Raw genomic sequence first — 23,478 nt, forward strand, 5'->3', positions numbered from 1 at the left:
GCATTATCGCAGGTTTATCAGATTCGGTGGCTGGATTGCGTCTCCTAATCTACTTTCTTAATTACAGCATACCCGGTTGCAGGAATGTTCATCGGATGAATACCGGATCGCAATGTTTCCGTTCTGGTGTTCACTGTGTTGCCGCAGCAGTCATAGATTTCGATACGGACACTGCCTAAGCTGTCTTTTGTTTCTAAATAAAGTCCTTCTTTCATCCTGCTGTTTATTACGATAATCTGTGACACATGAAGGACTTCGTCAAGAGTGACCATTGCGTCATGGTAAGACACAACGATGGTCTTGTCATTGGCTTCAGCTCGCACTGTAGGATATAACAACTCCGGATTCAGCGGAGAAAGCTTTCCATCCAGCAGCACATCCCGATGCTCTCTCCAGAATCCAAGCCAGTGCTGCAACATTTGATTATGGTCGGATGGAAGGCGATCCAACAGAACAGATACTTGAGGGACGGAGAACAAAATGTTGAGCATCTGCAGCGCAGCGCTTTCCACAGGTTCCCCTTCATGCCACATAATCATATCAGCATGAGCGGCAGTATCGCCGCAAATAAGCCGTATATCGAGCGTGCGCACCCGATTGCTGATAGCCCCGTAAGGACAATCCGAAGCCCGGAACATATTGCCGTATTTCCTCATAGCCGGGCCAATATAGGATTGGCGGAATTCGATCATGATGTCCGGTTTAATGGCACGCAATCTGTTGATAGTATCTGTGAGCAGTCTGTCCACGGCGGCCGGAACGGAGGTATGGTCGTGACCATCCTTGGTGATGGCAGCGGATTCCTCTTGAACATAGAAGCTGTCGATGAAATCAAGCTTGAACCCGTCCAGATCCCATTCCTTCACCGCGTCTTCATATTTCTCAATGATATAGTCCCTCACATCGGGATACCGCGGGTCCAGGACTCCGGCTCCAAGCCTTTCATTGAAGGTAAGGATTTTGTCTTCGAATCGCTGCCAAACCTGGCTGAACTTGCCGATAAACGGAACGGAATACCAAAGAATAAATTTCATGCCTAGACGATGAACGGCATCGACATGCGCTCGCATATCCGGCACTTTATCGGTATACACGTCCCAATCTCCGCAATACGCATACCCGCGATTGTTGTCTCCCGTTTGCCATCCATCGTCTACGATAACGGCATCCATGCCCATCGTTTTGGCGATTGCGCACTGTGCTTCGATATCCGCAGCCGTTATTTGCTGATGCATGCTGTACCAAGTCGAATACATAGGGTTTCGTGCAGCTTCTGGAACAGGAGCGGGCAGGTATTCCGGCATGCCGCTCCACCAGGCTTGTACGTTATTCAAGCTTTCGTAATAGGGTAAGTTTCTCGTATCTATCAAGAGCGTACCTTCGTAGGTGTCCAGGGGTGCCGTTACTTCCGTGAACATCTCAATGGAGCAGTGGAATGTCGCATCTTCCTCACTGATCCCTGCCCGGTAGCGAATCGTATTCAACGCATCGGAGAATGCGAAGGTCAAACGATTCTCTCCATTTGTATTGAATAAAGAGACGACAGGGGCAGAGGTAGCCGCATTGGAGCGAAATCCTTGCCCATAATCCACTTTAAAGCTTTTACTGCGTTCCGAGATAGGGTTCCAGCAAGCGTGAATGTCGTGGACCGGATGGATCCAGCGAAGGTAGAAGATCGGCGGACGCTCCGCTTGCGGGGCAGTTAATTTCAGATGAATGAGATCTACCCCTGGTTCGAGGTTTTTTACATGCAGTGTAGAGGAAAATAAGTCAGAGTCGCTTGATAATGTGAACGTATGCGTCTTCGTAGCTACTGTTTTCATTATGTCTCCTTTCAAATAGATATCCTTATTTATCATACGTACAAAATGCACGGTTTGGTATTGAAGAATTTAAGGTTGGGGTGGATTCTTTTACGTTTTCAACTAGACGGCGTCAGTATGATGGCAAAATAAAACGAACGATGCAGCCGCATCGCTCGTTATAAGGATTTACGAAGTGTTCGCTCCAAAGAATGAACGCTTACATGTGCTCTGCTCTGCCCGCAAGCCAATCTTCCAAGGTAGCAACCTTTGCAGGGTTCTTGCGGCTCCGTGCCAGAAAACCTGCGCCATGGCTGGTCATAGGATCTTGATCGGTAGGCTGATAACGAAGATCTACGCTCCAGCGAACCTCATTGGACAGGTTAGGCGTTGACATATGAAGGCAGCGATCATTGAATAAAATAGCGCTTCCGGCAGTCACTGGCAGTACAACCGTTTCCGTTTTGCCAAGCTGGCTTTCTTTGAGTGCTGTGTAGCCAGTTCCCGTATGGGTCTCCTTATGCCATTTGAGTACACGTTTGCGGTGTGTTTTCGGTTTGATATGAAGGCAACCGTTCACCTCAGTGGCATCAACAAGAGGGATCCAGACGGTAATGACAGGATTGGAATTCGCATCAGGCCAATACGATTTGTCTTGGTGCCACGGTACGGCTCCGGCTGCTACTTTCGGCACTTTGGGCCGTACATTGTAGACCGGATTCGAAAATAATTCTCCCCCAATTAAGGATTCGACAGCATCCAAAATTTTCGGATTACTCATGAGTGTGAAATATCCGGGAATTCGGTCACGCCAGCTTCGGCCATACTTCAGGAAATTCTCAGCAGACAAGTCTTGAAAAAGCTCGGCTAAACGGTATTGAAAGGGGCGCTCTTCCAGCTTGTTAGGGATTAGTCCATCCTGAAACAGTTCATCGGCAATCATCGACACCTTGCGGGTCATCGCTTCGCGTGCAGGAGCCAATTCCTCGTCAGACAATAAATCGGGAATAACGAGATAGCCCTGTTCTTCGTAAAACTGAGCTTGATCTTTAGTTAAACTTCCGCTGTTTATTTTTGCACTCATGTTACTCACCCTCCAAATGGTCTATAATATAAATAAATAGTAGCATTTCGTTGGAGGATTGTATTTGCTTGTGAGTTCATGAATTGATCAATTCTTCCGGTTAAATACATAGAATGCGAGGTTCCCTATGACTCTTCTATCCTCAGCTAACGCTTTTGTGCGAATGGCGCACTTTTACCGGTTTCCTGTAGAAAGGAATAGAGCAGAGTCAGGAAGAATCGGGTATTGCTATGCCTTCCATTTCGTTGCCGGAGGCAAAGGAACGGTCACAATCGATGGGACAACATATCCAGTCAAGAAGGGAGACTTGATCTATTTCCCACCTAAAGTCAAACACTCCTTTTATGCCAATCCCGAAAACCCCTTATCGACATACAACGTGTATTGCGACATCTGGAGTGAGAAGTCAATGAGCAGCCTGCATCTCGTTTGGGACGAATCTGATTTCGATTCTGCGTTATTGGCGCTTGTTTTGCCATGCCCAGAGCTTGCGTCGCTGCCCGTCGTTACTCCGATTCAGCATCATTCGTGGCTAGGCCAGCTTTTCATATCAGCAGTGGCACAGTTCAGGCACAAAGAGCCCTATACGGAGTTAATCGTCAGCAATCTAGTTAAGGCATTCCTTTTAGCCCTAGTGCAAACCGCTTCTAAAATTCAGCTTACAGATTACCGAATCCAACCGATTATCGAACGAATGGACCAAGAAGCCAATGCGAGTCGAGGCTATGACGAATGGATGGCCGCATGCGGACTCCGAAAAACCCAATTTCATGAGTTGTTCAAACAAGCAACCGGCATGTCTCCCAAGGCGTATTGGACCAAATCGATCATGCGGCACGTGGAGGCAGCACTTTGGGAAAGCGAACGCTCCATTACAGCTATTGCCGAAGATTTCGGATATTCTTCCGTTCATCATTTCACCAAACAATTCACCCAATTTCATGGTGTCTCGCCTACTGAGTTTCGGAAGAGGAAGAACTCGTCAAGTTAAATGGCTGTTGAATCCTTCACCGAAGCCTGCTTAAAGTGCAGATAAAAGCCAGCAGCTATACAGATTACAATCATACTGACGGAGGTCCATTGTGCGGTAGTCCAGCCCAGCATATACTTGGGCGTATCACCTCTGAGCATTTCCAGCAGGAACCGTCCGATATTGTATAAAACGTTTGTGATTAGGAATAAATAGCCTCTATTTAATTTTTTCTGTAAAAGCATCATGACAATTGCAAATATAATGACATCCATTTGTCCTTCCCAGACTTCGGCAGGGTACAACGGCTGGTCTCCAAATGTGTCTCTGGCGTTAGTGCCAGCTGGGTATAGAATTCCCCAATTCCCTCCAGTAGGATCACCAAAGGCATCGCCATTCATCAAATTTGCATCGCGGCCAATACTTTGTCCCAGAATCAGTCCCGGCGCACATAGATCAGCAAGCTCCCAGAAAGAGATTTTATGCTTCCTAACATACCAAATGCTAACAAGCACAGCGCCGACAATTCCACCTTGAATGGACAACCCTCCGTGCCAAATAGCAATGATTTCACCTGGATTCTTGGAGTAGTAACCCCAATCAAACAGGAAAACTTGCCAAAAACGAGATCCTACAATAGCACCGATAAACATAGGCACAGCTAGATTTAACAAATGTTCAGCGAGCTGATGCTTCTTCTGAAGTTTCGCTAACGTTACAGTAACGCCAATGCCGAGAATACAAGCTAAGACGAACAGAATACTATAAGAACGAATAGGGAACGAGCCAATGTGTCCTAAAAATTGAAGCAAATGAACCTCTCCTTATGTACCATTATTTTTTTCTTTCTTCATCTTACTTTTACTTTCGTTTTAATGGAAGTGATTTGATAGTCCGGCATCGCGATTATTTCGCTGCTGGCTATTTTTTTGTGGAATGGATAGGAACGTATAACGATGTTTTACTATATTGTTTGCTTCTTCGCGAACCAAATTAACCCGCTGGTGATCTAATGGATATAAGTTCTTTAAAGAGGCGTACTGGAGGTGTTTTCAGCTGTTAGAACAATGGGTAAGACAAGCACAATCGGGGGACCAAGATGCCTTCGTCCGTTTCGTTCGCGAGGTGGAGCAGACGTTGTACGCAGTAGCCCGTGCCATGCTGAATAGTGATGAGGACTGTGCGGATGCCATTCAGGAAGCAATTCTGAAAGCATATCGATCATTAGGAGCGTTACAAGAGCCAGTTTATGCTAAAACCTGGTTCACCCGCATCGTAATCAATGAATGCAATCGTATTTTGAATAATCGTAAAAAGGTTGTGATCTTGCAAAAAATAAACAGCCGCAGGAACCAACTGGATGAGGATTACAAGGAAATTGAATTAAGAGAAATCGTAGATCAGCTGGAGCAGCCGCTTCGAACTTTAATCATTTTATACTACTACGAAGATATGTCCCTTAGTCAAATTGCTGATTTGCTTGAGATACCGGAGGGGACTGTCAAGTCACGATTGCATCGTGCCCGAGCTGAGCTGGCGGATTTATTGAATAATTCAGAAGAGAGGAGCACTTGTCATGAATGAGAACAGCCTCGAGCAGAGATTAAGGGAGGACGGCAGGCAGAGTAAGAAAGAAATGCCCGACATTGTCAGAGCGACGATCGATAGGACGCTAGCTAATCTTTCCGAACTGCACGATGCGCCAGAAAGTAGAAACCAAGATGTCTCGCCTGCCAAAAGTAGACGATTGTTGAAACTGCTATCGTGGCGAATTGCTGTCTATACCTCTATTGCAGGCTTGTTAATCGTACTTATTGTTGGAACTGTACCAGCAGTAGCGAAAGCCCTCTCACGCATTCCTATTCTGAATTCGATTCTTCATCTTCAGGGGGATACGGGATTGAAACAGGCATCTGAAAAAGGAGTCACGACCGAAATTAACCAAAGCGTAGCGAATAATGGGGTCATTGTTAAAATTACGGATGTGCTCTATGACGGTTCCCGTTTATCAATCGGGTATGTAACAGAATCCCTCGATGGAGAGAGGGCGCCTAGCGACATGACATTCTCGGTTTCAGTTGACGGTCAGGTGATTCAATCCAACAGGAGCGGAATTGGGTCAGAGATTGGACATACATTCGCAGGAGTTATTCAGTTCATCACAGAGAAAGAATTCCCTGAAACCATTAGATTGAATTTGGATATTACCCATATTGGCAATCAGGATGGTAGATGGAATTTTGAATTTCCAGTGACGAAGTTAAACGGTTCTAGCGGTGTTCAAACATACCTGCCAATGAAATCCAAAACAGCAAGTCCAATAACGTTGACGATAAAAAAAGTTGGCTTCACGCCAAGCGCAACAGTACTTGATACGGAAATGATCCGTCCTAAGTCTTCGTATGGATCTTATCCAAATGTTAGTTTTCACCTGATTGATGATAGAGGAATGATTATGAAGCATTTGAGTGCAAGTGGTTATGGAGATGCGAATGGATCAAATGAAATAGTTCGGCAAACTAGCTTGTATGAGCCCATGGATCATCACCCGAACTCGATTCGAATATTGCCCTATACTCGTCCTTCGACGAAGATTCCGGAGATGCATAAATGGAGAGTCGTACCGGATCATAAACCGACGAACGAGAACCCGATTATCATCGAACCTGGGGGTTCCGATCTTTTTAGGCTGGTCATCACGAAACTTGATTTTACAAGTGAGGCAACTACGGTTGCTTATCGCATGGAGAATAATCCCGACATTTTTAGTCAGAACTTGTATATGGAAGATGAGACGGGCAATGAGAGGCTGGGGAAAAGTAAAATTAAATACATTGATCCCACGCATTACGAATTCGAGTCTGTCTACCCTCCGTATGATCCGAAGAAACAGATAACGTTCGTTTATAGTTATGGCGATGTCAATGTGATTACTTTTGACGAGTTGGAGATGTCAATTCCAATTCGATGAGTGAAGGGCTGGATGAAAGAGGTCTAAATTAGCTTGTTAGAGAGCTAATCTAGGCTTTTTTTATTTCAAAAGGCCGGTTTTACTAGTGTTATAAGATTGTAAATTTGGACAAATGTCCTTCAGTCGACATAGTCTTCGTTGTTTAATGGAAATACAAGGTGCTTGCACCAGTCGAGCTGAAGGGAGGTGAAGCATAGTCCCCGTCCGCCTTTGGAACAATATGGAATAGAAATTGAAAGAGGAGGTTCGATAGTGGACGAACTCAGTGTCCGTGGTCTGATGAACAAACATAGATGGCTGCACGACATGCTGGGCGGAATGCCTTCAGACTTGTTTGCCCATTGGGAGCTTCGCCGCTATCAACCAAACGAGATGGTTTGCGAGCAGGGAGGGGCGGCTGACTATTTCTGTATCGTGCTCGAAGGTGAATTCAAGGTTGAGCATGTACTGAATGATGGACACTTGCTGATTATTGCTTACTTAACTCAAGGGCAATTGATCAGCGATATTGAGATCGCCTTGGGAAGGCCCTATGTTTGCCGAATTACTGTCGTAAAAAAGTCTGCGGTGCTGAGGCTCAAAGCGGAGGCCTACCGCAAATGGATTGCCGGTGATATTCAATTTCTGCTGCTGCTAACCGCTCAGCTATCCAGCAAGCTCTACGCGGCTTCGCAAAAATCGATCGACCAAGTCAGCATGTCGCTGCGTCATAAGCTGATTCGCCATTTGTACAGACAGGTTGAGAATTTCGATTTTAACGAGCAGGTTGCGTTCATGACTTCCATATCGCGTGAGGAGATTGCTGCTCAGTGGGGCGTTACGGTGCGCAGCATCAACCGGATTCTGAAGGAACTGAAGGATCGTCGCATTATTTTCGTGAAAAAAGATCAGATCATTTGCAATGAGTGGAGCCGCCATATCATGGAAAAAGAACTATCCGAGCTTGAGAACATTTAAATAAGAGGAGCGATTAAACCATGGCACAAATGCCAACAGCAATGAAAAGCGGTCTGGAGCAAAAAGGCATAACCGCCCGCCACATCGTGGCGATCGTCATCAGTGCATTAATTTTCGGAGCTACGATTTACATATCACGGTACTTTCCAATCAAAATCGGAACGGTCCAAGCGGTATATCCAGCAGCTGTATTTGCTCCGTTGTTCGGCGTTTGGTTCGGAGTCTGGGGATCGGCCGGGCTGGTCGTCGGCAATATTCTGTCGATGCTTGTAGTGGGGATGAATCCGGCTGTTTACCCGCTTGCTTTGCTGGCACAATTTATAATGGGATTTGTTCCAGGTATTGCGTTCCGCAAGGTGAAGTTCGAAAGTGCCAAGGATCGTGTGGTTTTTATAGCGATGGTAACTATCGGTATGGTGGCTGCTTCGGCATTGGTGGTGTTGAATCTCATTATTTTCCAAAAAGTTCCTGCCCATATTGCATGGGGTACGGTCTGGGCTTGGATGCAAGTCAGCAACACACTTACGGCTGCTGTACTTAGTCCCCTTTTGTTCGCTTGGATGTCTGATTATATGAATAAATCCGGTTTGTTTTTCAAACGGTTTTGGGGTTAAACGAGGAGAGATTATCTAATGCAGCTTTACTATCCTTCAAATTCGATTATTCACTTTATGCATGGGTTCACCAAGATTCTTATATTCGGATTGCTGTTCACGATCATCCCGCTATTTATGGAGCGACCACTCAGCCTGCTTGTGATGCTGCTATTGAGTCTCATGCTGTTTGTGTACATCCGTCCGCCTCGCATGCAGTGGATCCTGCTTGTGCCTGTATCAGTGCTTGCAGTTATGATGAGTCTTACCTATTTCTTTGCGGATATGGGCGGAGAAGTGTACGCGCAGGTTGATTTGGGCTACTGGTTGTTAACGATTTCTTCGGGCAATATGCAATATGCCTTGACTTTTTTTATGAGAATGATGATTTGGTGCCTTTTATTTTTTGTGCTGCTCTTCTCTACGTCTTCGGAAGATTTAGTTATAGGGTTGAAAAAATTCGGCTTGCCCGAATTCGCCACTTTATCTATTTCTTTGGCGCTGAGGTATTGGAATTTAATGATTTTCGATGTCAAAACGGTCATGGATGCCCAATTCTGCCGCGGGGTTGATTTTCGCTCAGGAAGTTTGTTGACACGTACGAAACATTTTGCGAGTGTTCTCGTTCCTGTGTTATTTGTATTTTTAAAACGATTTCGAACGACCAGCTTCGCTCTTACGCTCAAAGGAGTTGGCCGAACAAACAAACGAACTTATTATTATAATCCTCGGTTGACTGCACTGGATAAGCGGGCAATCGGATTGGCGCTGCTGATGTGTGCTATCTGGTTGGTCGTGCGCTTGCTCTATGGACTTTAGTTGGAACCCTAGGAGGGAAGACATGATCGAATTTCATAATTATTCATGTACGTATGCGGCCAAAACAGAGCCGCTCTTGCATACACTTAATCTTCGCATCAAGAAGGGAGAATTCGTCTTTGTCACAGGGCCAAGCGGGGGAGGCAAGTCGACACTTTGTTTCTCGATCAACGGGTTGATTCCCAATGAGATGGAAGGTTCCTTGTATGAAGGGAGTGTGACGGTGGATGGAATTAATGTACAGGAAACGTTTCCTTATGATCTAGTTTCAGAAGTTGGTACCGTACTGCAGGATCCGGAGTGGCAGCTTGTGAGAGGGACGGTTAAGGAAGAATTGACGTTTGCTCTGGAAAATATGGGCGTTCCTGTTGAAGAGATCGACCGCCGCTTGGCTGAGGTCGTGGAGAAGGTACAAATCAAGCCGATTTTGCTGCGTTCTTCGCTCGAACTGTCGGGGGGACAGAAGCAAAGAGTGGCCATTGCTGCTTGCCTGATGATGCAGCCCAAAGTCATCGTGCTTGATGAGCCAACGGCGGAGCTTGATCCATTAGGCAAGGAGATGGTCATAGAGACGATTCGTAATCTTCATGAACAATGGGGCTATACGGTTGTGTTCGTTGATCATAATCTAGATGTGTCGTTTCCCTATGCAGATCGGGTTATTGTGGTCGCGGACGGACGGATTATCGCGGATGCTCCGCCCTCAGAGCTGTATGACCAGCCTGGTATTGGCGACTGGCTGCCAATGCCGCAAGTGATCGAGATCGCCCGTAGGCTCGGTGTTCGCAAGGAATTGCAGGCAGCAGCTTCAAGCGATGGCGATCCACTGAATGTGGCCGAGCTGAGGGAAGAGTTGGAGCGGGGATATGCTCCGAGCAGCTACCCAGCGGCGGGGGATGCTGAACAAAGACTAAACGAAGAGTGCTCCAATGCCAAACCGATAATTGAGCTCAAACAAGTCATGTTTCGCTACAAGAAACAGGAGGATGAGCTGACGATCAAGCCCGTCGATTTGCGAATTGGCAAGGGCGAATTTACAGCGATAATCGGGCGCAATGGAGCCGGCAAATCAACGTTATGCAAGCTGATTACGGGGTTGTTGAAGCCGCAAAGCGGGCAAGTCCTCATTCATAGCAAGTCGGCGGCCTCCTACCGGGCCGATCAAAGAGTACGGCATGTCGGGTTTGTGTTTCAGAACCCTGATTTTCAATTCGTCTGCCGTTCCGTCTATGAGGAAGTGGCCTATGGATTGCGCATTCAGAAATTGAATGATGCAGCAATTGATGAAAGAGTGAAGCGCGTAACCAAGCTGCTGCATATCGATAGCTATTTGCAGGAGCATCCCCATTTTCTGAGCAGGGGAGAGCGGCGAAGAGTGGCAATTGCGTCCATTCTTGCTTTGGAACCGGAAGTGATTATCTTGGATGAACCAACAACAGGTCTCGATGCCATGCGATGCCGGGAGATGATGAATTATATTCAGATCTTATGGCAGCAGGGCCATACGATTGTGATGCTCACGCATGATATGCGTGTAGTCGCTGATTATGTGCCAAGAACAATCGTCATGTCAGATGGAGAGATTCATTGGGACGGGCCAACCCGCCATATTTTTGCCAAACGAGAAGAACTGCGCCGCCATAACATTACACTGCCTCCTGTGGTTGAACTTTCCTATGCGTTGGGATGGTCGGAACCGGCATTGACATCCGATGAGTTTATTGCGCGGTTTGCAGGTGAATATAAAGAGCTTGCGGCTGTTGGAGGTTTGGCATGAATCAACCATTCCACATCATGATGCTTGGCGTAGGGAATGGATTTATTAAATCTACTTATCATAACAACGCCTTGATTGAGACACAGGGGAAACGCTATTTAGTGGATTGTGGTTCTCTGGCTTGGCAAAGTCTGCACGATATTGGTCTCGGTTTTGACGATATTGAGGGGATTTTCATTACCCATCTTCATTATGATCATTGCGGCGGTTTGGATGAAGCTGCTTTGTATGGCGCTTATGCGGCCAACAGGCGAATGAAGCTTTGGATTCCTGAGCCGCTAAAGGGTCTGTTGTGGGAACATTGCTTGAGAGGCACACTGGAGAATGTTGTGGATCATAAGCTGGCTTTGGAAGATTATTTTGATGTGCAATGGGTGGAGGAAGGGGAGTCATTCTCGTTCGTCCCGCAATCCGTAAATGCCGCAGTTCCTGCTATTGAGGCTAGTTGTTCATCGTTGTCGGCTCATTGGATTCAGACGCTTCACGTGCCGTCCAAATTCAGCTGTTCCCTGGTACTGAATAACCGTTTCTTCTACAGCGCGGACATGCAGCCCGATAAGGAGCTGCTTGTGGAGTTATCCAGACAGGGAGTTGAGGTTTTTTATCACGAAACCTGTTTTGGCCATAACGCGGTGCACTCCGCCTTCGAAGAGCTGTGCCAATATCCGGAAGAAATACGCAGATGCATGTATCTGATGCATTATGGCGAAGCTCCGCGCGACTTGACGGAGTCTGATTTGCAAGGCATGAAACTGCTGAGACAGCATGAATGGCTGACTTGGTAAACATGGATGTGAGTAAAAGGAGTGAGCAGATTGAATCACGTATTTCCGTTCGTTCGGATGGTTTTGCCGGAATGGTTTATGGCAACGGTGCATAAGGTTTGGACCAAAATGAATGATGATGCGACAGGGCATGACTTCCTGCATGCGGTTCGGGTCATGGAGCTGGCCGATGAGATTGCCAGGCAGCTTGGAGCGGATCGGAGCATTGCGATGACGGCCGGGCTGCTGCATGATTACTACCGTAAAGAGGAGAAACAAACGGGCAGGCTTCATTATGGACCGGAAGCGATCGACGCATTGCGGAGAGAGTTTGGGCCGCTGCTTATGCCTGCACTCGAGGAAGTACAATTCGAGCGAGTTATGGATGCGATAGCGCGACATGAGTGGTATGGATACAAGAAGAATGATGAGGCTGAAAGCGAATTATCGCTGGATGCGCAAATTTTGCAGGATGCCGATCGGCTCGAGGCGATTGGTGCGGTTGGTGTCGCCCGCACGTTCATGTTCGGCGGAGCCCATGGCTTGCCAATGGCAGAGGACGAAGCGATGCTGGAAGCTGCATTGTTCGACCCCGACATTCCTCCTCAGGGCTCCGTTTATCGGCATTTCTATGAGAAGCTGCTGCATCTTGCAGGAGGCATGCATACCGCTCCCGGCAGGGAGCTAGCAGCACCGCGTCATCAATTTATTGTCTTGTTTCTTCAGCAATTTGAGAGGGAATTAGCGCTGAGTCTGAACGCGTGACAACGAATTGCTGTAAAAGCTCGATATAAGCTTGAGCAGCACGGCTTATATATTTTCCGCGAAGAAAAATAAGAATGACTTTTCTGGTAATCGTTGGATTGACGATGGGGATGGCTTTAAGATTGTCGTCATTTTTCAGATCGCACAACGATTTAGACAGAATGCTTACCCCAACTCCTGATCGTACCAGACTGAAAATAGAATCAATGGTGTTCGTTTCGATGAATGGCTCGAGATGGAACCCGGACGTGCTGCACGTTGCGTCAATCAACTGACGGCAGCGATGATTAGCTGGGAACATAATGACAGGGTGTTGGCCGATTTCCTTAAAATCAATCTGATCGAGCTTCGCCAAATCATGTTCTCTGGCTGCCAATAAATAAAATTGTTCGGTGTAAAGCTGGTCTTGCTCGAGACGATCGTCATCCACGGGATGGATGGTGAGAGCTAGGTCCAATTCATTTTTTAGAACTTTATCGATGACATCTTCGGCTGCCGATATCTTGATTTTCACTTTAGGGAACAGTTGATTGAAAGCTGCCAGCTGAGATGAGATCAGATAATTGAGTTCACCGGGCAAAGAACCTAAAGCAAGGGTTCCATAGCCCCCTCCTTGAATCTCGTTAATTTGATCTTTGGCGCTGGACAGTGTATTAAAAATGACAAGCGTATGAGCTTTCATAACGGAACCAGCTGCTGTTAAAGCAATTTTTTTGCCGATCCGGTCAAAAAGTGGTGTGCCTATTTCATCCTCCAACGCTTTGATTTGGTGGCTCAAAGTCGGCTGGGTAACACCCAGTCGTTCAGCAGCCCGCGTGAAATGCATGTCTTCGCATATAGCAACAAAATATTCTAACTGACGCAATTCCACAGTATCACCCTCCTAGTAGTTAGATTCATTCATACATAAGAACCAGTGAAACCCTGCCACTGAGGTGGTAGGGTTCTTTTTGACGATAAAACTTGCCACTGAACGTGGCCGCTCATCTTTGAACGCCATCGATAGGTGCTTTCCCACGGCTTTGAGCGAGCACTGGATGTGGAGCCGGGGGATAGTATCTTTTTTCTAGGAATAAACGGACTGAAAGGGCTCCAACGGTTAAAGTCAGCATCAGTGAAATGGATACAAGCACCCATGTCACGGCTTGAAAGAGGGGGGCATGCTGCTCACGAGCCATCAGAAGAAACCCTTGCGCTAAGGTAGCAAGCCCGAAGGTATATGCCCAGTAGCCAGGAGCAAAGTCCTGCTCGCGCAGCCATTTATAAGAAAGTCCCAACGATAACGTCAAGAAGAAGGCATAGCCAGCTAAACTATAGGTTACCATCAGGGATGAATTATCACCACTTAGCACCTGATAAGCGACAAGGACGATAGCTGCCGGAGCCATATAGATGCCCATGAAGTTGCGTGATTTTGTGGCGAGACCGCCAGTCATGAGCTGCTGCAATACTAGGGAATCTAGAATGAGCCAAGCCACCGTTCCGACGCCGAAAAGCATCCAGCCATACGTTTGGTAACCGAGAAGGCCGGCAACAAGGGCATTGACAAGCACGCTAGCCGTATAAGTTAGGAAGAGGGATGGCGTTATTTGCTCGCTAGTGCGGACCACTGTCCACATGTTGGAGAACCGAACCATAGCATATATGACATTGGAAATGGAAGCAATCCAGAAAAGGGTGTGAGACAGCACACTGAAGTAGTGAGAGCTTGCCAGAGCTAGCAGCAGAAGCGACTCGGGTACCAATGCGATAAATGAAGCCTGAATCGGATCGCGCAATTCGGTTATGGCAGCGCTTCTGTGATGCAGCCATTTGTTTATGAAAAGCAGCCCGAACCACAGGAACGATAAAACCGCTAGAAACTCGAAGATCTCTCCGAAGATGCTGGGAATCATCCAAGTATCGTGTGCGAAGCGAAGCATATTTCCTGTCTCCGCCAAGCCTAGCGTCATAGCGAAGAATGAAGCCGGCGCTACCGGGAAAAGGCGGTATTGAGCAGTTTTCTGATTTATCATCATAATCGAGCGTCTCCTCTTTGATCATACTGTTGTAGTAGTCCCTATTATGAAAGAGTCTTAATCATAGGTCAATATCGCATATTGAATGATATTGATAGATATCATGCATGATTCGTTCTCGATTTGCAATGGAGGCAAAACGTTCTGGAATGAGAGCTGAGCCTGCCCAAAAGGCAGTCTCGAGCCGGAAAAAGCCGCAAACTCCAGCAAAATCGCACGAAAAACAAAAAAGGGTTGAAAAGTGTAAAAAACATCTGGATATTACAAATCTATAATTTTTGAAATATGTTAAGTTAAAAGCACTTCCAATAGGGATGAGCTTTATTCGCTGATTCCCTGTTGAACACACGAATAAATGAGAAAATAGGAGGAACAACGTTGAAAAAAGTAGTAGGAGTACTGTTGGCAATCATCCTTTTTGCAAGCGCGTTGAGCGTAAGTTTGAATGTTCGTGCGGCAGATCCGACGCTGGATGGTCACGGATTGATGGGGGAATTTTTTAAGTGCGAGCCAAACCCTAACAACCGAGAGGATATTACGATATTTAATTTCGATAATAAGAAAGGGGAGCGGGCCGTAGGAAATTTGAATGGCGATTCGTTTGCCAGTATTTTCAATCAATTTTCAGGAACGCCTGATTATAATACAGCACGTTTTACAGGTACGATTGTACCGAAATATACAGAAAACTATACCTTCCATATGGTCGGGGATGATGGGTTCAGGCTGTGGATTAATGGGGAGAAGATCATTGATTTGTGGCAGCAAGTTTGGGACAAACCACAGACAAGTGTTCCCGTCTCTTTGGAAGCAGGCAAACACTATGAGATCAAGGTTGAATATTTGCAAGGCTGGGGCGGTACTTGGCTGCGTATGGAATGGGAAAGTGCGAGCCAGTTAAAAGAAATCGTACCAGAGTCAGCGCTGTATCTACCGTCGGATCGAGTGATGATAACGAAAAAAGCGGATTTGACAGCAGAAATTCAAAAGATCGATTATTTAACAGAAAACTTTGCCACTAAGGTAAATGAAAGCGCATTAAACAGCTTGAAAGCAGCGAAGATAGCTGCCAAGCAATTGCTGGATACGTTGGATGGCAAACAAATGAGTGATCGAGATAAGGTGGATTTATTAATCGCTGAAATGAAAAATGTTTCGATTGCGCGTTCCGATTTTATGAAAGAAATGGGCGTTACGAGTTCAGCGGTGTTTGACAAATTTAACAACCCTTTGTATCAAGGACAGGATCCTTTTGTCACGTATAAAGACGGATTTTATTATTTTGTTTCTTCTAGTAATTTAGACTCCAACAATAAAGTGTATGTATCCAAATCGCGGACGCTGACGGATCAAGGCGAAAAGGTCATGGTATTTGATTCGCAGGGTACGCAAACTCGTATTTTTGCACCGGAAATCTTTTTCTTTGATGGCAAATGGTACATTTATTACTGTGCTGATCTGCAAGCTTATGGGTATAAACATATGGCTACGGTTTTGGAATCCGTTACGGATAACCCGCAAGGTGGATATGTGGATAAAGGGGCTTTGTATGCGGGCGAAAATGGTGTATATAAACAAGCTAATGACTTTACGGTATTCGACTATAAGGGCAAACTTTATGCCGTTTGGGGGACTTTAGGTTCAGGTGAACCGATTGGTCCAGCGATTGCTCCCATGGATAACCCTTATACGGTCACGGCAGATCGTTCTTTCTTGCCTGGCGGTGGATGGGAAGGTCCCCGTGTCCTGCAAAAAGATGGGAAGGTGTTTATCACCATGTCGGAAGGTGACTATGCGTCAGATGGTTATCGGTTATCTTATTTTATGAATACAGATGGGGATTTTCTGAACCCGAATTCTTGGACTCGCAAAAACGATGTTTTCGTTGCCACCGATGATGTATCCGGCCCTGCTAGAGCAGGTTTTGTCAAATCGGCAGATGGTAAGGAAGATTGGATGATCTATCATTCACGTGTTTATCAAGATACGGGCCGTAACTGGTGGCGGCAAGTCAATATTAAGAAATTTGCTTGGAATGAAGATGGAACGCCTAATTTTGGCACGCCTGTTGCTCCGAATGTATGGCAGCAATTGCCTTCCGGCGATTTGGGGCAGGGGGACATGTATCAAGCAGAGGATGCCATTCTCTATGGGGATATTGCTAAAGGCAAGGCTCACGCCAATTATCAAGGAACAGGCTATATCAACTTGCCCAAAAAATCAGGTGCTGAAGCGAGTTTTGTCGTTAATGCGGCACAAGACGGTGATTACATTGTAGGTGTGAGATATGCTTATGGGGAACAAGTGAACGGGGAATCCACCAACAATCCGACAACCCAATTGCCAGACAGAGCAAAAATCAATGTCTATGTAAATGGTGTACAGGTAAAAACAATTGCGCCTGATAAAACAGCAATCAGCTGGGATGAATGGTTTACGGCTTCTGAGCGTTTGACCTTAAAAGCTGGTAAAAATGTCATTAGTTATCGCATTGATAATGATTGTATTGGCAATGTGAATTTGGACTATGTAACGATGTATAAAGCAGATGTACCAAATCCCATTGTTTCAACTGAGTTAACGGGTACTCTTACAGGTGTGCCTCAAGTTCCATTAGGAACTGCGTTCACGGTGAAATATGGATTAACCCATGTATCAAGCAGTGTGGTCGATGCGATCTATGCGCAGGATCTTACATTGGATTATGATCCGGGTAAGCTTAGTTTGATATCAGTCGAATCTTTGAAGGATGGACTGATGGTCGTTGACTTAAAGAAGGATGTACCGGGAAGAGTTCGGATTCTGCTTGTTAGTTTAGGTGCCAATCATTCTATTACGACGGATGGCGAATTGCTTAAATTAAACTGGAAAGCTAACAAAGAGACAGCTCAGAGCAGTATTACGCTCTCGCGAGCACAAATAGCCAACTCCATGGGTGTGGAGAAACTACTAGCCCCTGTCACATATCAAGTAAAGGTCACGGGCACTTCTGATGTGCCGGGAGATATGAATGCAGATGGCAAAGTGACCATTGGTGATCTCGCCATTGGAGCCGCCAACTATGGTAAAAATTCGGCGAGCCCGGACTGGAATCTGGTTCAGAAGATAGATTTCAACCATGATGGCATCATTGATATTGCTGATTTGGCGATCATCGCTAGAGCTATTTTTCAATCATTCGAATGAGCACTCCTCAAATCACCGAAAATAACAAATTTACTCTTTATATTCTAAATACTTCACTGCGAGATTTTCTTATATTGACTGTATGGATCATGAACATGACTACATTCTTATGCAAGGAAAGGGGTATTTGATATATGAAAGTAAGAAAAATGTTGTCGTGCAGCTTGATTACGGCATTGGCTGCAGCGACAATTGTAACGGGAGCTTCAGCGGCAGCAGAGGACGGGCCTTCGTATTCGCTAACGATTGTTACCGATAAGCCATCTAAAGGAGAGAACGTTGAAGTTCTCGTTAAGGGGCATCAGCTGAAGGATGTCTATGCGTATGAAATCAATTTGGACTTCAATCCAAAGCTGCTTAAATTGAAGGAAGCAACTACGGATATTCCCGGATTTTCGATTCCTCCCATTGTGAAAGACAATCATATTCAGCTCGCACATACGCGTGTCGGCCGAACGCAAGGGGACAGTGGTAAGCAGATTTTATACAAATTAAAATTTGAAGCTATTGACGATGGCGCGACGGAGCTGGCGATTGGCCATGTCAAATTGGTTGACTCCGTTTTAGCCAGCACCGACCAAGAATCAACTGCCAAAATTGCTGTTAACGTGAATGATTTGTTCCCATTCGATGACCTCGGTGATTTTGGCTGGGCGAAAACGGCTATTGCCTTCTTGGCGGACAAGGGGATTGTGAATGGGACGGGCGATCGCTTGTTCAGTCCGGAGCAGCCTGTCACGCGTGCTGATTTTGTGGTGCTATTAACAAGAGCGCTGGAGCTTAAAGGTTCAAAGGGCGAGCGCTTTGACGATGTGGAGCAAGGCGTTTACTACGATGAGGCCCTGTCCGCAGCCAGAAGCTTAGGCATTGTGGAGGGAGATGCGACTAATCACTTCCATCCGAGATCATCGGTGACCCGAGAGGACATGATGACGCTTACGGCCCGCACTTTGAAAGTGCTGAATAAGCTGCCTGCAAGCCAAGGAACTTCTTTGGAGAGCACGTATTACGATGCTGCGGAAATATCGGATTATGCGCTCGCCAGTGTTGCTGCGTTGGTAGAGTCAGGTTTGATACAAGGCTATGGCGATGGCATTCATCCCAAAGAAACAACGAACCGCGCTCAAGCGGCAATGTTGATTTATAACATGTTGAATATGAAATAAGCAAGGAGAGAGAAGGTGCCTGATCAGCAGAAATTGCGATCGTGCAGCTTCTTTTTTTGATCAAAACTGCGGTAACGCGGGTAACGATCTTCCTGTTGCAGGTGTGAAATAGCGAAAAAACGTAAAAAAGAACGGATAAACCTAAATACTTGCTCTTCGAATTGATACATAATGTATCTGTAAACATCCCGAGAGTAGGAGGAAAGGAGCTAATGCCGCTCATAAAAGAGGTCTTTGAAAGCGCTCTCCCATTTTATCAATATGTGATCAGGAGGCTGGAAAAAAGATGAGGTTAAAGAAAACGTTAAGTAAGCTGCTCATTGCAGCTTGCGCATTCGGCACGATTTCAACGGCTCCAATGTTGTCCATTCATGCACAAGCTGCGGATGCGGCAGCCGAGCCGGTCGTTCACGGCTTAAAGGGAGAGTACTACACCAATACGGGTTCTCCCCAGTTTAACTTCGGCACATTAAAGTCAACGGTTCTTGATCCGAATTTGGATTTTGGCAATTTGGAACCGGCTTTTGGCATTTTGACTGGACAGCAGGATAATGTGAACGTACGTTGGAGCGGGTTCATTGAACCCCAGTATTCAGAAAATTATACGTTCTCGATGATTGGAGATAACGGCTTCCGCCTCTGGATCGACAATAAGCTCGTCATTGATCACTGGGTCAATGATTGGGATAAGGAGCAGGTGGGAGCAGCGATCCCGTTGATTGCCGGACAGAAATATGCGATCAAGGTGGAATATTTCGAGAATACCGGCGGCTCTAATTTGCACATGCGCTGGTCGAGTCCGTCCGTGCCTAAAACACCGGTACCGACAGAGGCGTTCACCCCGCCAAGCGGGTTCTCCTATGGGGGGAAAGTTTCTAAAGATGGCGCGACAGCGGAAGTGAAGTTAGATCAAGCGGCAGCGCAGCTTCCGGAAGGCTTCGCGAATCATTTGAACGTCAAAGTGATGGGCACAGATTGGCCGATCGCTTCGGCAGCACTCAAAACTGGAGATAACACCACCATGGTGCTTACCTTCCAATATCCGGTGTACTCGAAGGATGTATGGCTTGTTAAGGCAAGCTATGATGGGCAAGGCGGATTGAAAGCTCAGGGCGGTGCCGTCATCCCAGCATTCGAAAAAATGTTGCAAAATGATTCTACCTATCAAATTACGACGCTATGGGCCAGTCAAGTGGACAAAGATCATGTGCTTCCGGAATATCCTAGGCCGCAGCTCGTTCGCAACAAATGGCAGAATTTGAACGGGGAATGGGAATTCCAGTCGGCCAAAGCAGGCGAGGCGCTGCCAAGCGGGAAAACACTAAAGGAGAAGATTGTTGTTCCTTTTGCCGCTGAATCGGTGCTTTCGGGCATTAAACGCGTGGAGAATCTCATGTGGTATAAGAGATCGTTTGCGGTTCCGAGTGATTGGAGCGGTCAGCGAGTTATGTTGAATTTCGGTGCCGTTGATTATTTGGCTACGGTATACGTCAACGGTGTGCAGGTGGGCACGCACAAAGGCGGTTATACATCGTTCAGCTTCGATATTACCGATCAATTGCAAGCGGGCAATAATGAACTGATCGTTCATGTGCTGGATAATACCGATATGGGGGAAGATCAAGCTGTCGGCAAGCAAACCGTGAAGAAGCTGGGAGGCATCTGGTATACGTCCGTATCCGGTATTTGGCAAACAGTATGGATGGAGCCTGTTGCTCCGGCACATATTGAGAAGCTGGATATGACGCCTGATATTCAAAATAAAGTGCTGAAAGTAACCGTTCCCGCCGGGCCTGCCAGCAACTTAACGGTTGAAGCCGTAGCGCTGAAAGATGGTCAGGAAGCAGGGAGAATTAGCGGACCGGCCGGAACCGAGCTGCAGCTTCCAGTAGCAAATCCAAGACTATGGACACCGGATGATCCATTCTTGTACGACTTACAGGTTCGCTTGAAAAATGGGAATCAAGTCGTTGATCAAGTGAACAGCTATTTCGGCATGAGGGAGATCAAGCTGGGGAAAGTCGACGGCGTTACGCGACCGCTGCTGAACGGCAAGTTCGTTTTCCAGATGGGACCGCTCGATCAAGGCTTCTATCCAGATGGCATTTACACGGCACCTACCGAAGAGGCGCTCAAATTTGATATTCAAACGGTCAAGCGAATTGGTATGAATACAATCCGCAAGCACATTAAAGTGGAACCGGCGCGCTGGTATTATTGGGCGGATAAGCTGGGCGTCCTCGTCTGGCAGGATATGCCAAGCTTGGAGGATCGACAAGGCAATCATGGCGCGGATATTACGCAAGCGGCCAAAACACAGTGGCTGAAGGAATATAAAGAAATGGTCGATCAACTGCGAAGCGCGCCATCCATCATCGAATGGACAGTCTTTAATGAAGGCTGGGGCGAATTCGACTGGGGCGGACAGCAAACGAAGGATGCGGTTAATTATGTCAAAAGTCTTGATTCAACACGCTTAATCAATAATGCCAGCGGCTGGGCAGATTCGGGAACAGGCGACCTTGTTGACATGCATGCCTACCCTGCTCCGAATTCACCGAAACCTACAGATACACGCGCTGCTGTTCTTGGTGAATACGGAGGTCTGGGGCTGCATACGCCGGGACATGAATGGAGTCCGCTCGTATTCTCATACCAAGAAATGAAAAGCAAAAAAGAAATTACGGACAAATATATTGACTATATTAATCAATTAAAAAGTCTCAAAACAAACTCCGGTTTGAGTGCGGCGATCTATACACAGATTACCGATGTTGAATATGAAATCAACGGTTTGCTCTCTTACGACCGCAAGGTGGAGAAGCTCGATTTTGATCGCATCGCCAAAGCACATCGCGAGCTGATCGGTACGATAACAGCGGGCGATTTGACCAGCAGTATTCAGGAAGCCGAGCAGTTCTATAGAAAGCTGATAGCGGGCGATAAGCCAGGTCAATATTCACAAGATGATCTGAATCACTACAAAGGTGTGATCGAATCAGCTAAGCAAGTGCTCTTAGACAGTCATGCCACTGCCAGCGAATATCAGCAATCGCTCCTTAACTTAACGACTGGCAAGGAGAAAGTGTTTGCTGCGGTTCGTGATCCGCTTCCGAAGGGATCAACGGTAGATGGCTTTGACAGCGCGACATTACACAGCAGTTGGAACATTTATCGTCCAAACAATGCGAATTGGAGTCTATCGACGAATCCCGGGAAACTGACAATTCAGACACTTTCGGGCGACAGCTTTGGAAATTCGAATTCAATCAAGAATGTGTTTCTGCAAAATGCACCAAGCGGCGACTTCGTCATCACGACGAAGGTGAATGCTGAGGTAAGGAAAAACTACCAGCAGGCAGGACTGTTTGTTTGGCAGGATGAAGATAACTATGTAAAGCTGGGACACGTGTGGGATACAGATGGCGCGACGGGTAAATCCTTGGAATCAGCCTTTGAGAAAAATGCCGCCTATACCAAAGCTGGCCATATGGCCGTTCATCCAGGATTCGATACGTCCTACTTGCAAATTCGCAAGGTTGGCAATGTGTATACGACGTATTATTGGGACGGCGCGGGCTGGACACAGGCCGCAGATCCGGTTACTGTCCAATTAACGAATCTGAAAGTCGGATTCTATGCGTTCTCGGCAACGGATGGGACATCGATCCCCGCACAATTTGACTACTTCTCCGTTGGTCCTATCCGTAATGACCCGACGTCATCTTTAACCGGACCCGCAACGATTGCGAGCGGGCAATCCTTCGACTCTACACTACGATTGGATAGTGTGACACAAAGTGTCTATGCTCAGGATTTGACCGCCCTGTATGATGCGAATCAACTTGAATTTGTTTCGGCAGACAGTTTACAAGAAGGCGTGATCCTCATCGATAAGAAAGTGGAGCCAGGCATAGTCCGTCTGATCACGGTGAACGTTAGTGGCTCCAGCATCAATGGCGATTTGATCAAGCTTCACTGGAAAGCGAAGGTTGCTGGAGAGGATACAACAAGCCGGATTACGCTTTCCAAGCTTATACTAGCCAATGGTGTAGGCAACGAAACAGAGATAGATGGAACTGTACAGAGCATTCGGATTCTAGCAAATGTGGATAAGGCTGCGCTGAATGCGCTCATCGCTCAGGCTCAAAGCAAGCATGACGCTGCCACAGAGGGATCATCGATTGGGCAGTATCCAGCTGGCTCCAAAGCAGCGCTGCAAGCAGCGATCGGCCGAGCAAGCATCGTTGCGAACAATGCGAATGCATCGAAGGCTCAAGTCGAGCAAGCGGTTACTGACTTGAATCAAGCGCTGCAAACGTTTAATCAATCGGTTGTTACCGCAACGCCTGGAGACACCAATGGCGATGGCAAATTCTCGATCGGTGATTTGGCGATTGTTGCAGCCGCTTATGGCAAAACATCTGCAGATGCAGATTGGGAGAAATACAAACTAGCCGATTTGAACAATGACGGTCGCGTTGACCTAGTCGATTTGGCAACATTGGCTCGGCAGATTTTACAATAGACATGCCCGGATAAAACTTGCCCAACCACAGCATATATCGTGGCTGGGCTTCTTTTTGTATGATCTTGAGCGTGAGGA

Annotated in this window: 17 protein-coding genes; 12 read left to right on the forward strand and 5 right to left on the reverse strand. The window is 46.7% G+C overall.

Translation table 11 applies throughout. From position 1 onward, the window contains the following. Nucleotides 1-44: 44 nt before the first annotated feature. Together BC351_RS11695 and BC351_RS11700 are read right to left on the reverse strand one after the other, a co-directional pair. Nucleotides 45-1,823: a glycoside hydrolase family 36 protein gene (locus tag BC351_RS11695; protein ID WP_079412070.1), complete on the reverse strand. Its 1,779-nt coding sequence runs from the start codon at nt 1,821-1,823 to the stop codon at nt 45-47. A 199-nt stretch (nt 1,824-2,022) separates the two neighbouring features. Continuing rightward, nucleotides 2,023-2,886 carry a phytanoyl-CoA dioxygenase family protein gene (locus BC351_RS11700; protein WP_079412072.1) on the reverse strand — a complete coding sequence of 288 codons (864 nt, stop codon included), beginning with the start codon at nt 2,884-2,886 and terminating at the stop codon, nt 2,023-2,025. 127 nt (nt 2,887-3,013) lie between these two features. Between BC351_RS11700 and BC351_RS11705 the strand changes: the two genes are divergently transcribed. Continuing rightward, a complete protein-coding gene (locus BC351_RS11705) occupies nt 3,014-3,877 on the forward strand; it encodes an AraC family transcriptional regulator (protein ID WP_079412074.1) in 864 nt (287 codons plus the stop codon). Here the strand turns inward: BC351_RS11705 and lgt are convergent. Next, nucleotides 3,874-4,668: a prolipoprotein diacylglyceryl transferase gene (gene lgt, locus BC351_RS11710; RefSeq protein WP_079412076.1), complete on the reverse strand. Its 795-nt coding sequence runs from the start codon at nt 4,666-4,668 to the stop codon at nt 3,874-3,876. The genes BC351_RS11705 and lgt overlap by 4 nt on opposite strands. Before the next feature lie 244 nt (nt 4,669-4,912). Between lgt and BC351_RS11715 the strand changes: the two genes are divergently transcribed. From BC351_RS11715 to BC351_RS11750, 8 genes are all read left to right on the forward strand, one after another. Then, complete coding sequence (locus BC351_RS11715; protein ID WP_079412078.1) at nt 4,913-5,440, forward strand: sigma-70 family RNA polymerase sigma factor; 528 nt, start codon at nt 4,913-4,915, stop codon at nt 5,438-5,440. Next, nucleotides 5,433-6,827, forward strand: coding sequence for a DUF4179 domain-containing protein (locus tag BC351_RS11720; RefSeq protein ID WP_079412080.1), 1,395 nt, complete (start codon nt 5,433-5,435; stop codon nt 6,825-6,827). Before BC351_RS11715 ends, BC351_RS11720 begins: the two co-directional genes overlap by 8 nt. A 252-nt stretch (nt 6,828-7,079) precedes the next feature. Next, nucleotides 7,080-7,784, forward strand: coding sequence for a Crp/Fnr family transcriptional regulator (locus tag BC351_RS11725; protein WP_079412082.1), 705 nt, complete (start codon nt 7,080-7,082; stop codon nt 7,782-7,784). Nucleotides 7,785-7,804: 20 nt separating this feature from the next. Continuing rightward, a complete protein-coding gene (locus tag BC351_RS11730) occupies nt 7,805-8,398 on the forward strand; it encodes a hypothetical protein (RefSeq protein ID WP_079412093.1) in 594 nt (197 codons plus the stop codon). Nucleotides 8,399-8,416: 18 nt separating this feature from the next. Beyond that, the gene (locus BC351_RS11735; RefSeq protein ID WP_079412095.1) at nt 8,417-9,196 is read left to right on the forward strand and encodes an energy-coupling factor transporter transmembrane component T family protein; all 780 of its coding nucleotides are present in this window, start codon (nt 8,417-8,419) and stop codon (nt 9,194-9,196) included. 22 nt (nt 9,197-9,218) lie between these two features. After that, nucleotides 9,219-10,973, forward strand: a complete 1,755-nt coding sequence (locus tag BC351_RS11740) for an ABC transporter ATP-binding protein (protein ID WP_158082056.1) — start codon at nt 9,219-9,221, stop codon at nt 10,971-10,973. Then, nucleotides 10,970-11,758 carry an MBL fold metallo-hydrolase gene (locus BC351_RS11745; protein WP_079412099.1) on the forward strand — a complete coding sequence of 263 codons (789 nt, stop codon included), beginning with the start codon at nt 10,970-10,972 and terminating at the stop codon, nt 11,756-11,758. Before BC351_RS11740 ends, BC351_RS11745 begins: the two co-directional genes overlap by 4 nt. Before the next feature lie 30 nt (nt 11,759-11,788). Beyond that, nucleotides 11,789-12,502: an HD domain-containing protein gene (locus BC351_RS11750; RefSeq protein WP_079412101.1), complete on the forward strand. Its 714-nt coding sequence runs from the start codon at nt 11,789-11,791 to the stop codon at nt 12,500-12,502. Here the strand turns inward: BC351_RS11750 and BC351_RS11755 are convergent. Then, a complete protein-coding gene (locus BC351_RS11755; RefSeq protein WP_079412103.1) occupies nt 12,444-13,373 on the reverse strand; it encodes a LysR family transcriptional regulator in 930 nt (309 codons plus the stop codon). The genes BC351_RS11750 and BC351_RS11755 overlap by 59 nt on opposite strands. Before the next feature lie 112 nt (nt 13,374-13,485). Further along, nucleotides 13,486-14,520, reverse strand: coding sequence for an SLAC1 family transporter (locus BC351_RS11760; RefSeq protein ID WP_079412105.1), 1,035 nt, complete (start codon nt 14,518-14,520; stop codon nt 13,486-13,488). Between the two features lie 378 nt (nt 14,521-14,898). Here BC351_RS11760 and BC351_RS11765 point away from each other — a divergent pair, with 378 nt between their 5' ends. From BC351_RS11765 to BC351_RS42195, 3 genes are all read left to right on the forward strand, one after another. Then, on the forward strand, nt 14,899-17,706 hold the full coding sequence (locus tag BC351_RS11765; RefSeq protein WP_079412107.1) for a family 43 glycosylhydrolase: 2,808 nt from the start codon (nt 14,899-14,901) through the stop codon (nt 17,704-17,706). Between the two features lie 134 nt (nt 17,707-17,840). Then, nucleotides 17,841-18,872, forward strand: coding sequence for an S-layer homology domain-containing protein (locus BC351_RS11770; protein ID WP_079412109.1), 1,032 nt, complete (start codon nt 17,841-17,843; stop codon nt 18,870-18,872). A 286-nt stretch (nt 18,873-19,158) separates the two neighbouring features. Continuing rightward, nucleotides 19,159-23,400, forward strand: a complete 4,242-nt coding sequence (locus tag BC351_RS42195; protein ID WP_158082057.1) for a PA14 domain-containing protein — start codon at nt 19,159-19,161, stop codon at nt 23,398-23,400. Nucleotides 23,401-23,478 lie beyond the last annotated feature (78 nt).

The sequence above is a fragment of the Paenibacillus ferrarius genome (genome assembly GCF_002027705.1).
Lineage (GTDB): Bacteria > Bacillota > Bacilli > Paenibacillales > NBRC-103111 > Paenibacillus_E > Paenibacillus_E ferrarius.

Bases quoted from the DNA above. Each gene is read 5' to 3' on its own strand.
- BC351_RS11705 (WP_079412074.1), top strand. From the start codon at position 3,014: ATGACTCTTCTATCCTCAGCTAACGCTTTTGTGCGAATGGCGCACTTT.
- BC351_RS42195 (WP_158082057.1), top strand. From the start codon at position 19,159: ATGAGGTTAAAGAAAACGTTAAGTAAGCTGCTCATTGCAGCTTGCGCA.
- BC351_RS11695 (WP_079412070.1), bottom strand. From the start codon at position 1,823: ATGAAAACAGTAGCTACGAAGACGCATACGTTCACATTATCAAGCGAC.
- BC351_RS11700 (WP_079412072.1), bottom strand. From the start codon at position 2,886: ATGAGTGCAAAAATAAACAGCGGAAGTTTAACTAAAGATCAAGCTCAG.
- BC351_RS11735 (WP_079412095.1), top strand. From the start codon at position 8,417: ATGCAGCTTTACTATCCTTCAAATTCGATTATTCACTTTATGCATGGG.
- BC351_RS11730 (WP_079412093.1), top strand. From the start codon at position 7,805: ATGGCACAAATGCCAACAGCAATGAAAAGCGGTCTGGAGCAAAAAGGC.
- BC351_RS11740 (WP_158082056.1), top strand. From the start codon at position 9,219: ATGATCGAATTTCATAATTATTCATGTACGTATGCGGCCAAAACAGAG.
- BC351_RS11770 (WP_079412109.1), top strand. From the start codon at position 17,841: ATGAAAGTAAGAAAAATGTTGTCGTGCAGCTTGATTACGGCATTGGCT.
- BC351_RS11720 (WP_079412080.1), top strand. From the start codon at position 5,433: ATGAATGAGAACAGCCTCGAGCAGAGATTAAGGGAGGACGGCAGGCAG.
- BC351_RS11745 (WP_079412099.1), top strand. From the start codon at position 10,970: ATGAATCAACCATTCCACATCATGATGCTTGGCGTAGGGAATGGATTT.
- BC351_RS11760 (WP_079412105.1), bottom strand. From the start codon at position 14,520: ATGATGATAAATCAGAAAACTGCTCAATACCGCCTTTTCCCGGTAGCG.